Below are 692 nucleotides of genomic sequence, written 5' to 3' on the forward strand. Positions count from 1 at the left end.
TAGCGAAGTGGGCGTATAGCCTTGCTTCATCTTTAGATAGGCCATGAAAAACACGGGCTTCGGTTGTAACAAACAACAGATCCTTATAAGCAGCGCTGCGGTGAAAGCCATCAACCAAGTAAAGTTCCTGACCACCTTCTTCATTAACACAGAACACATCGATTGGCGGGAATACTGCGCCAGCTTCAAGCGCGGCTGAGTACTCATCGACAACGTCATCGTCTGTGCCTCTAACGCGGGTTTGCATTGTAAGGTTCAGGTCGTCCAGTGCGATGACCTCCTTAGTAGCAAAGGATTCCCATAGCTGGGTCAGTTGGATGCGGTTGTCTACGGTTTTAAAAATGTTTGTCATTGTGTTCTTGTTAAGTGAATTCATAAATTTGCTTCTGTTCTTCTGCGTTGAATTGTATAGGTTCAATAGTTATCGCTCTAGTTCGCCCTACTTAGTAATCTGGAAGCTGGCGATCAGGTGATTTAGGGCAAATGATCTAGACACGCTCGAGTGACCACTTTCGTCAGAGAGGCGCTCACGGTACCTGTCTAACTTTATGACAGAGAGTGAGGTGAGTTTGACGTGTATAGGGACTAGCTGTTGACCACGGGAATAGGCCTTAGGTTTTGTATTCATGTCTTATACCTGTTGGGTACTACATTAAGAAAATAATCCCTCCCATAAGTCACTGAACGTAACG

Annotated in this window: 1 protein-coding gene; it reads right to left on the bottom strand. The window is 45.4% G+C overall.

Translation table 11 applies throughout. From position 1 onward, the window contains the following. Positions 1–376: ParB N-terminal domain-containing protein (locus ACFQEU_RS17160; protein ID WP_379784116.1), on the bottom strand; the 376-nt coding region annotated here is incomplete at its 3' end. Between the last annotated feature and the right edge of the window lie 316 nt (positions 377–692).

This window comes from Halorubrum tibetense (assembly GCF_042661865.1).
Taxonomy (GTDB): Archaea; Halobacteriota; Halobacteria; order Halobacteriales; family Haloferacaceae; genus Halorubrum; species Halorubrum tibetense.